Source organism: Campylobacter sp. BCW_4332, from assembly GCF_001763175.1.
In the GTDB taxonomy this organism is placed as follows: domain Bacteria; phylum Campylobacterota; class Campylobacteria; order Campylobacterales; family Campylobacteraceae; genus Campylobacter_D; species Campylobacter_D jejuni.
This window is the reverse complement of sequence record NZ_MJYF01000042.1, coordinates 1-8,317: the sequence shown is the minus strand read 5'-3', so window position 1 is coordinate 8,317 and position 8,317 is coordinate 1. Positions and strand designations below refer to the sequence as shown.

General features: G+C 28.0%; 6 protein-coding genes, 2 tRNA genes and 3 pseudogenes. 6 read left to right on the top strand and 5 right to left on the bottom strand.

From position 1 onward, the window contains the following. The first annotated feature begins 19 nt into the window (after positions 1-19). Positions 20-307: a hypothetical protein gene (locus AJN64_RS04360; RefSeq protein WP_172671472.1), complete on the top strand. Its 288-nt coding sequence runs from the start codon at positions 20-22 to the stop codon at positions 305-307. Between the two features lie 50 nt (positions 308-357). On the opposite strand, the pseudogene AJN64_RS09885 reads toward AJN64_RS04360, so the two are convergent. Beyond that, positions 358-1,189 (bottom strand): annotated as a pseudogene (locus AJN64_RS09885) (tyrosine-type recombinase/integrase); the annotation flags it as partial. 303 nt (positions 1,190-1,492) lie between these two features. Here AJN64_RS09885 and AJN64_RS09755 point away from each other — a divergent pair. The 5 genes and pseudogenes from AJN64_RS09755 (at position 1,493) to AJN64_RS04340 (ending at position 4,102) form a co-directional block, all read left to right on the top strand. Further along, on the top strand, positions 1,493-1,744 hold the full coding sequence (locus tag AJN64_RS09755) for a UvrD-helicase domain-containing protein (RefSeq protein ID WP_410002376.1): 252 nt from the start codon (positions 1,493-1,495) through the stop codon (positions 1,742-1,744). Then, positions 1,678-1,998 (top strand): hypothetical protein, encoded by a 321-nt coding sequence (locus tag AJN64_RS09750; RefSeq protein ID WP_261665706.1) that lies wholly within the window; start codon positions 1,678-1,680, stop codon positions 1,996-1,998. The genes AJN64_RS09755 and AJN64_RS09750 overlap by 67 nt, the downstream gene beginning before the upstream one ends. Further along, positions 1,973-2,356, top strand: a complete 384-nt coding sequence (locus tag AJN64_RS09745; RefSeq protein WP_261665705.1) for a 3'-5' exonuclease — start codon at positions 1,973-1,975, stop codon at positions 2,354-2,356. The genes AJN64_RS09750 and AJN64_RS09745 overlap by 26 nt, the downstream gene beginning before the upstream one ends. A 58-nt stretch (positions 2,357-2,414) precedes the next feature. Continuing rightward, positions 2,415-2,570, top strand: a pseudogene (locus tag AJN64_RS09930) (helix-turn-helix domain-containing protein); the annotation flags it as partial. Positions 2,571-3,190: 620 nt separating this feature from the next. Further along, positions 3,191-4,102, top strand: coding sequence for an AEC family transporter (locus tag AJN64_RS04340; protein ID WP_002861688.1), 912 nt, complete (start codon positions 3,191-3,193; stop codon positions 4,100-4,102). Between the two features lie 7 nt (positions 4,103-4,109). Here AJN64_RS04340 and AJN64_RS04335 read toward each other — a convergent pair. From AJN64_RS04335 to AJN64_RS04320, 4 genes and pseudogenes are all read right to left on the bottom strand, one after another. Continuing rightward, a pseudogene (locus tag AJN64_RS04335) lies at positions 4,110-7,621 on the bottom strand (acyl-[ACP]--phospholipid O-acyltransferase). A 44-nt stretch (positions 7,622-7,665) separates the two neighbouring features. Further along, on the bottom strand, positions 7,666-8,046 hold the full coding sequence (locus AJN64_RS04330; protein ID WP_002853267.1) for a hypothetical protein: 381 nt from the start codon (positions 8,044-8,046) through the stop codon (positions 7,666-7,668). 66 nt (positions 8,047-8,112) lie between these two features. After that, a tRNA-Asp gene (locus AJN64_RS04325) sits at positions 8,113-8,189 on the bottom strand. Positions 8,190-8,240: 51 nt separating this feature from the next. Continuing rightward, positions 8,241-8,316, bottom strand: a tRNA-Val gene (locus tag AJN64_RS04320). Between the last annotated feature and the right edge of the window lies 1 nt (position 8,317).

Genomic DNA, 8,317 nt, shown 5'->3' with positions numbered 1-8,317 from the left:
AGAAAATAGAGAAAAACTCATAAAAACCCTAATAATACACTTAAATTCTTATTTAGAGGCTGAAAGTAATCTACAAAAAATCAAGATTTTAGTCAAAATATATCAAAATTTACAAAAATGTAGCCGAACTCCTGTTCTTATTGACATAGAAGAACTTGAATTTAACAAAGAAGACATTTTCGAAGAATTATTTTATGCTTTAGGCGGTTTAGGAGGTATGTATTCCGTAGAAATAATACAATCAAGAATTGCAAATTTCATCAAAATACTTGGCGGAGAACCTAAACTTTTATTAGAACAATTTTAAACACATAGACTTCTTCTTGAAGTCTATGCAAATACTCAATTTTAGAAAAATTAATTATTCAATAACGCAGCTTTTATTGTATCATTTGTTGCTTTGGCATATATAGCAGTAGTATTTAGTTTTGCATGTCTTAGAATTCCACAAGGTTTGTTCCTTTGGCTGTTAATCTCATGGCTAAAGTGTGTCTAAGCAAATGAAGTCCTTTTTTGCTGATCAAAGCTTTAGCGTAAATATTATTTACAATCAAAAAAGCATTGCTTCTATTTAAATGTTTTCCTGTGCTAGTTTGCATTATGTAATCACTATCTTGGATATTTTCTTTAAAATATTCAAGCTCATCATCTACTTCTTCTTTTTTAATAAATGCAAATTGTTCTTTACCGCCCTTGCCTATTATGGATATTTTTAATATTTCATCATCAACCTCTTCAAAATCACAAAGTTTTACATTTAAAGCTTCAGAAATTCTAAGTCCTCCATAAAGCATAAGTTTTTTCTAAAACTATTGTAAACTTCTTTTTTTGCTTTTTCTTTCTCTAAAACATTATTTAGCCTTATAATTTCATTTTCATTAAGATAATTTAATTTTCTTCTGATTTTTCTGTTCTAAATCTAATTTTCTTCATATCAAAGGAAAAAACAAACAAATCATCATTATTATCGCTTATAAAAGAAAAAAAGCTAGTTAATACTCTCAAATAAGTTATTTTTGTTTTTTTTGATAGTTTATTGCCATTTTTTGAATTATTTTCTAAATAATTAAGAAAATTGACTAAAAAAGTCGTTTTTATATCGTTTATTTGCATTTCATCTTGATAATCTAAAGAATATTCTACAAGATCTAAGAATACACCTATAAAACAATAAAGTGTTCTTTAAATATATATTATCTATATAAATAAAATTTCATATAATCCACATACAACATCAGAAATTGATAATAAATATTTATCTTGATTTATCTTATTGATGTTTTTAAGTTTTATTCCAACAATTTCATAAAACTTTAGTTTTATTGTATTTAATTTATCTTCAGTGTAAAAAATTTATATTTTGCAATTAGTCCTTTAAACAATTTTATAGATGTAAAATCTATATTTTCAAGTTCTTTGCTATACAAATAATTATTTATAACTTCTTTTAATTCAACTTACAAAACCAAAGCTAGAATATGATTTTATTTTAGTGGATGAAGCACAGGATATCAACGCTTGTGTTATCGACATTGTTCTTAACCAAAAGCAAGCTAAAAAAGTTTTTATAGGAGATACATTCCGAAGCATTTATAAATTCAGAGGTGCTGTAAATTCCTTAGAAGTATTAGCATCTATGCCAAAATCTCATATTTTATATCTAACTCAAAGCTTTAGATGCCCACAAAGCATAGCTACTATTGCCAATTCTTATTTGGGAATTTTGATTTTAAAGGAACGCTAAAACCAAGAAAGGGAAATGATGAAAATGAAGCAAAAGCTATAATATGTAGAACCAATGCTAAACTATTTGATATAGCAGTAAAAAATTTGAATAAAAAATTATTTTTTGTGGGAGGGGTGAATAGTTATAGTTTTGATGAGTTATTAGACATACAAAATCTTCTGTTTAAAAAACACAAATATATCAAAAATCAGTTTATTGCAAAATTTGCCGACTTAAAAGAACTTCTTGAATATATCAACGAAACTAACTAAAGAGGTTGACTTAAAACAAAAAATATTTGTTCTTTTTAAATATGTGCATAGCGATATTATAAAGCTTATTAAAGATATTGAAAAAAGTTGTGTTAAAAAACAAGAACAAGCTGATTTGATATTAAGTACAGGACACAAGAGCAAAGGCTTGGAATGGAACAATATTGAAATTATTGATGATTTTTTAAACATCAAGCAAGAACTTGAAGAAAGAGAGCAAATTACCATAGCAAAAGAAGAATTAAATCTTTTGTATATAGCAGTTACAAGAGCTAAAAATTCTTTAAACATTAACAAATATTATTTGCTTGAAAAAGATTTTATAGAAAAAAATTTAGAAAGGATAACAATAGAATGAAAATAATCAAAAAATTACAAGAAGATGGAAGCTTTAAAGAGCAGGCTATTATTCTGTCGATGAAGTTGCAAAAATGTACTCTGTAACCCATACAACAGTTCGTACATGGATCTCAAGAGGTGCTCTAAAAAGCCTCAAATTAGGAAAAGGTTATTACATATCAAAAGAAACCATTCTCGATTTTCAGAAAATAAAAGAACTCCCCCACAAATGAGAAGAAAAATGGTTAAAAAATATTATAATAGAGAAGAAATAGCAAAGATGCTTAATGTAAATATCCTAACAATTAAAAATTGGGTTAAGTCAGGATATACTAAGGAATATAAAATTAGTACAAATGTAAGAAAACTATTATATAATCTTGAAGAAATTGAAAAAAATTAAACTCCAATTCAAACAATATATAACAATCAATCACTCGCCTATGCTCTCGCTTCTTTTAGTGGGAGCGGTATATATTCAATCAACTCTTTAATATACACTTTTAAATACAATGGTAAAAATATTAAAAAAACAGGAATAAATATAATGTTTATAATTTTCCTAACTTTTCTCCTAACTTTTTATTTTTATGCTATTTATAAATATTGTATAGTAGTGTTTTTATTAGCATTATTCAAATCTCGCTAACCGCACCATTATTTAAAATTATAATCATTCAACTTAAAATACCAACTATTCAAAATCAAATTTCAACTTACAATTTCTTAAAGTTACAAAAAATAAAAAATATTGGTTTTTTTAAAAAACTTAAAAAATATTAAGATTTTTTTTAAGTATAAAGAATATAATTCTATCCGTTTTCAAAAACCATCCCTTAAAAAGGATTATTCAATGTTTGTTTTTATACCATTATTTACAATTTTTATTTTACTTGCAGGCGGATATTTTGCCAAAAGAATTGGCGTTTTAAAACAAAAACAAGCTAGGACTTTTTTAGATTTTGCTATTATTTTTGCTTTACCTTGTTTGATTTTCGATAAAGCATATCATTTAAATTTTGATTTTTCATTGATTATTTTTATTTTTATTGGATTGTTTAGCTGTATACTAGCAGCTTTTTTTGCTATTCTTATTGGAAAAGTTTTTCATTTTTCTAAAGTAACTTTAGTCAGTATGTTTTTGCTTTCTTGTTTTGGAAATACTATATTTGTGGGTATGCCTATTGTTGCTGGTATATTTAATGACCCACAATTTAGCGCTGAAGTTATATTTTACGATGCTTTAGCCACAACTTTACCTATATCACTTTTTGGACCTTTTATACTTTCTTTGGGAAATGGAGAAAAAGTCAGTTTACTTGCTAATGTTAAAAAAATTCTTAGTTTTCCACCTTTTTTAGCTTTGCTTTTTGGTTTTTTGTGCAAATTAATTACTTTACCTGAATTTATTTTCTCTCCTATTCGTTTATTTGGCGCTTCTGCAACCCCTGTTGCACTTTTTGCCATAGGTTTAGGACTTGGCTTTATGGCGATTAAAACCTCTTACAAACCTACAGTAATTGTCATCTTTGCTAAAATGATTTTAGCTCCTTTATTTTTTGTATTTTGTTTAAAAATATTTAATTTAGAATTAAAAAATTCTACCATTGTTGCTATTATAGAAAGCGCAGCTCCTACTATGACCTTAGCAGGAGCTATGGTAATGAAAGCTAAACTAGATAGCAATTTAGCCGTAAGTGCTGTAGCCTTTGGAGTTCTTTTTGCTTTTGTTTCTATGCCAATTTTAATTTGGGCTTTGTTATAAGCTCAAATTATATGGCTAAATTTTTAGCTAATTCTTTAACTTTTTTAAGATCAACTTTTCCTGAACCTAGGAGGGGAATTTTTTCTATTTGAAAATAATATCTAGGTTTAAAAAGTGTAGGTATATTAGAATTTTTTATAATCTCACATACTCTTTCAAAAATTTCATTATTACATTCTATGAGTAAAGCAATTTGTTCCCCTTTTTTCTCATCTTCTAAAGATGTGGCACAAAATTAACCACTTCAGTATCTATGAATTTGGCAATTTCTTCTTCTATTGCACCCAAAGAAATCATCTCTCAGCCAATTTTTGCAAAGCGAGAATAACGATCGACAATATATAAAAAACCATCTTCATCCAAATGTCCCTTATCTCCCGTGTTGTACCATCTTATGCCATCAATTTCTTTAATAACTTCATCGGTTTTTTCTTTGTTATTAAGATAGCCTACCATAACTTGATGACCGCCTATAAGTATGAGTCCATCTTCATTTGTTTTTAAATTTTCATAATTATTTGGATTAACAATACGTACCGCAGTTCCAGGTAGAGGCATTCCTACACTTCCTTCTTTATTGGCACGATGTATAAGCCAATAATCCGCATCAAAACGATTCGGCAAATTTACACTCGCCACAGGCGTGGTTTCCGTAGCTCCATAACCTTCAAAAATGCTTTTTTTAAACTTCATTTCAAAAGCAGTTCTTACTTCATTTTTTAGTTTTTCAGCACCTGATACAACTATTCTTAAACTTTCAAACATTAAAGCATCAAGCTTTTTATTTCTTGCATAAATTCCTAAAAAGGTTGAAGTTCCACACATAATAGTGACATTATTTTTAGCAACAGCTTTGGCAACCCCTAAGGCATCGGTTGGATCTGAAAAAGTGATGCTTTTAATACCTTCAAGCAAAGGCAAAAACGTAGTTACTGTAAGTCCAAAAGCATGAAAAGGTGGCAAAGATGAGAGAATGACATCATTATTTCTTGTGCAAAGCACATCAGAAATTTGTGCTATATTGCTTAAAATATTACGGTTATTGAGCATAACACCTTTTGGAGAACCTTCGCTTCCACTACTAAATAAAATAGCTGCGATGGCAAGATTGTTTTTTGAAGGAGTGAAGATGCTTTTGAGCATAAAACTAGGCATGATACTAACTGCTAACATCATGCTAAAAATTTTAATTTTTTGCATTTTAAAATCTTCTACAATATCTTCAAAATAAATTAAATGTATATTTGCATCGAAATTTAGGTTTATACCTTTATTTGCTAATTTTTCTAAAAAAGTTTTAGAAGTATAAATTTGTGAAATTTGCGCATTTTTTATAGCTGCTTTTAGAGCTTTTTCTCCAGCCGTAAAATTAAGATTTACTGCAATTTTTTCTGCAATTAAAACAGATAGATTGGTTAAAGAACTTACAAAAGAAGCGGGTAGTAAAATTCCTATAGCTTCCTCTTTAGGAGCGTAACTTCCACGCTGAGGGTTAATGTTTAATTCTTTGGATTTTCTTTTAATAAAAAAATTAAGAATTAAACTAAGACTCAACATTTTTCTATAAGAAATATCTCCAGCTAGTGTATCGATAATAGCTATTTGATTTAGATTTTTTTTAGCTGTATCTATCCAAGCTCTTGCTATAGTATACATAGCTTCGCATTGTGATTTCCAAGCCATAAAAGAAAGTTCAAAAACTTTAGCTTTAACTTCATCTTTTTTAGAATGCAAAGGCATAGCTTTACCAAAAGCTATAGCAATTTTTCTTTTATTTAAAGTGCGGTTTCTTGCTGAAAATTCTTCATCGCTTCTTGAAAAAGCACTACCCCAAAGTCCTCTTATATAAAAAGGAATAATTTTTCCATCATCTTCGCTTAAATATTCACAAGCTAATTCAAATCCTGCTTTAAATTCATTTAATTGTCCATGTCTTGAAAGCGTACCTTCAGGAAACAAACAAACTAAATTACCTTCTTTGATATGCTTTGCTATCAGTTCTAAACTCGTCTTACTTCCTGTGCTTGATACAGGAATAATACCAAATTTATCAAGAAAAATTTTAATATACCATTTAGAATAAATACTTCTTTCCATAACAAAATAAATTTTTCTTGGAATTGCCATTTGTACAACAGCCCAATCAATAAAAGAAATATGATTACCCAAAAGCAAAGCTCCACCTTTTTCTGGTATATTTTCAAAACCTTCTACAAGTAAGCGGTATCGTTGCAAAAAAGCTATGCTTAAAAGTATACGCACTAAAGAAAAGGGAAGTTTTAAAAGTATATAAAAACTTCCTATAAAGGTTACTAAAGTAATAAAATAAAACAAATAAACCACATTGATTTCAAATTTTGCAAATAAAGTTGCTAAGAGTAAAAATCCTAACATGGCAATATTTTGAAAAAAATTATTTCCTGCAAGAATTTGTCCCAATTCATTTTCTTTGGCATGAAATTGGATTAAAGTATTTAAAGGAATGATAAAAAGAGCTCCGCAAAATCCAAAAAAGAAAAATAAAAAACTATAACTTAATAAACTTACAAAATAAGGCATTAAAAAAGCCATTAAAAACATACCCAATGCACCAAGTGGAATAAGTCCAAGTTCTATATAATTTTTTGAAAATTTACCAGCTACTAAAGAGCCTAAAATCACTCCTATACCAGAAAAAGCGAGTGAAATTTGCACATAAAAAGTATTTTCTATAAAAAGTTCATTTTTAGCAAAGACAGGAAAGCTAACAAGATAAAGTTGAGATATAGCCCAAAAAAATGAAATTCCTATTATGCAAAACCAAATAGTTTTATTTTTAAAAACAAGTTTAAGATTATTTATTAGAAGTTTTCCACGGATATAATCTTTTTTGTTAAAAACTAAATCTTTATTTGTTTGTTTGAGCTTAGGTAAACGCCACGCAAAAAATACTTCGATACAAGAAAATAAAATTAGCACAATTCCTAAAGGCGCTACTTCTTTTAAAATTTCATCTGTTTGATTATATGCAGAACTATAAAGACTTTCAAAACTTAAAGAAAACAAAGCCATTCCTGCTAAGATTGCCATAATGCTTACTGCATTAATTACACCATTACCCATAGCAAGAAAGTCTTTTCCTACGAGTTCTTTAATAAAACCGTATTTACTTGGTGAATAAAGTGCTGCTTGTGCTCCCATTATAAAAGTAAAAATAAAAGCCATCCAAAAAGCACCGCTATAGTAGCAAATGCAAATTATTAAAGTGAGTATAACATTGAAAATTGCTGAAATTTTCATTACAATATTTTTTGGATATTTATCCGCTAAAAAACCCGAAGGAGAAAGCATAAGAATAAAAGGAAGTAAAATCAAAGCATTAACCATAGCATTTAAAAATAACTGCTCACTTCCTTCATAGGCCTTATAAATAGTATTTTGAATAATAATTTTATGTCCCAAATCCACAAAAGCATTGATGAATGCTATAAGTAAAAAAGGAATTAATCCGTAAATTTTCAAAAAAGATTTTTTTTGCATTATTTAAACCTCGTCAATTAGCACTTATTTTACAAAAGAATTTATCAGTTTTTAGGAAAATTATCTATATTATCTTTTAAAATAATTCCATCGATTTTTAATTTATAAAATTTTTTAAAATTCTCTAATTTATCAACAATCATTAAAACCCTACTATCAAAAACATAAAATTCTGCAACCTTGCTAGCAAATTTTGCAAGTTTTTTATCATTACAAAGCAAAAACTTAGCTCCTAAAGCATTGGCTAAAAATATCTCGTCTTTATTTTGAACTAAAATAGCAAATTCAAAATCATTTTGACTTAAATAAGAAATCAATTTTTCATCATAAACAATACAATAAACTTTATTATCTTTAACTTCTTCAACACTTTCAATAAAAGAAAAATCTAAATTTTTTAATAATTTATGTCCAATAATAAGCATTTTTTTCCTTAGCTCTATTTTTTATTATTTTGCAAATTATACTTATAAAATTGTTACCAAGCAAGATGGCGCAGCGGACGGGGCTCGAACCCGCGACCTCCGCCGTGACAGGGCGGCATTCTAACCAGCTGAACTACCGCTGCATCCAAAGTAAAGAAGTAGAGATTATAAAACCTATTTATGATTTTATAAAATGGTGGTCACTATAAGACTCGAACTTATGACATCCACCTTGTAAGGGTGGCGCTCTACCAACTGAGCTAAGCGACCT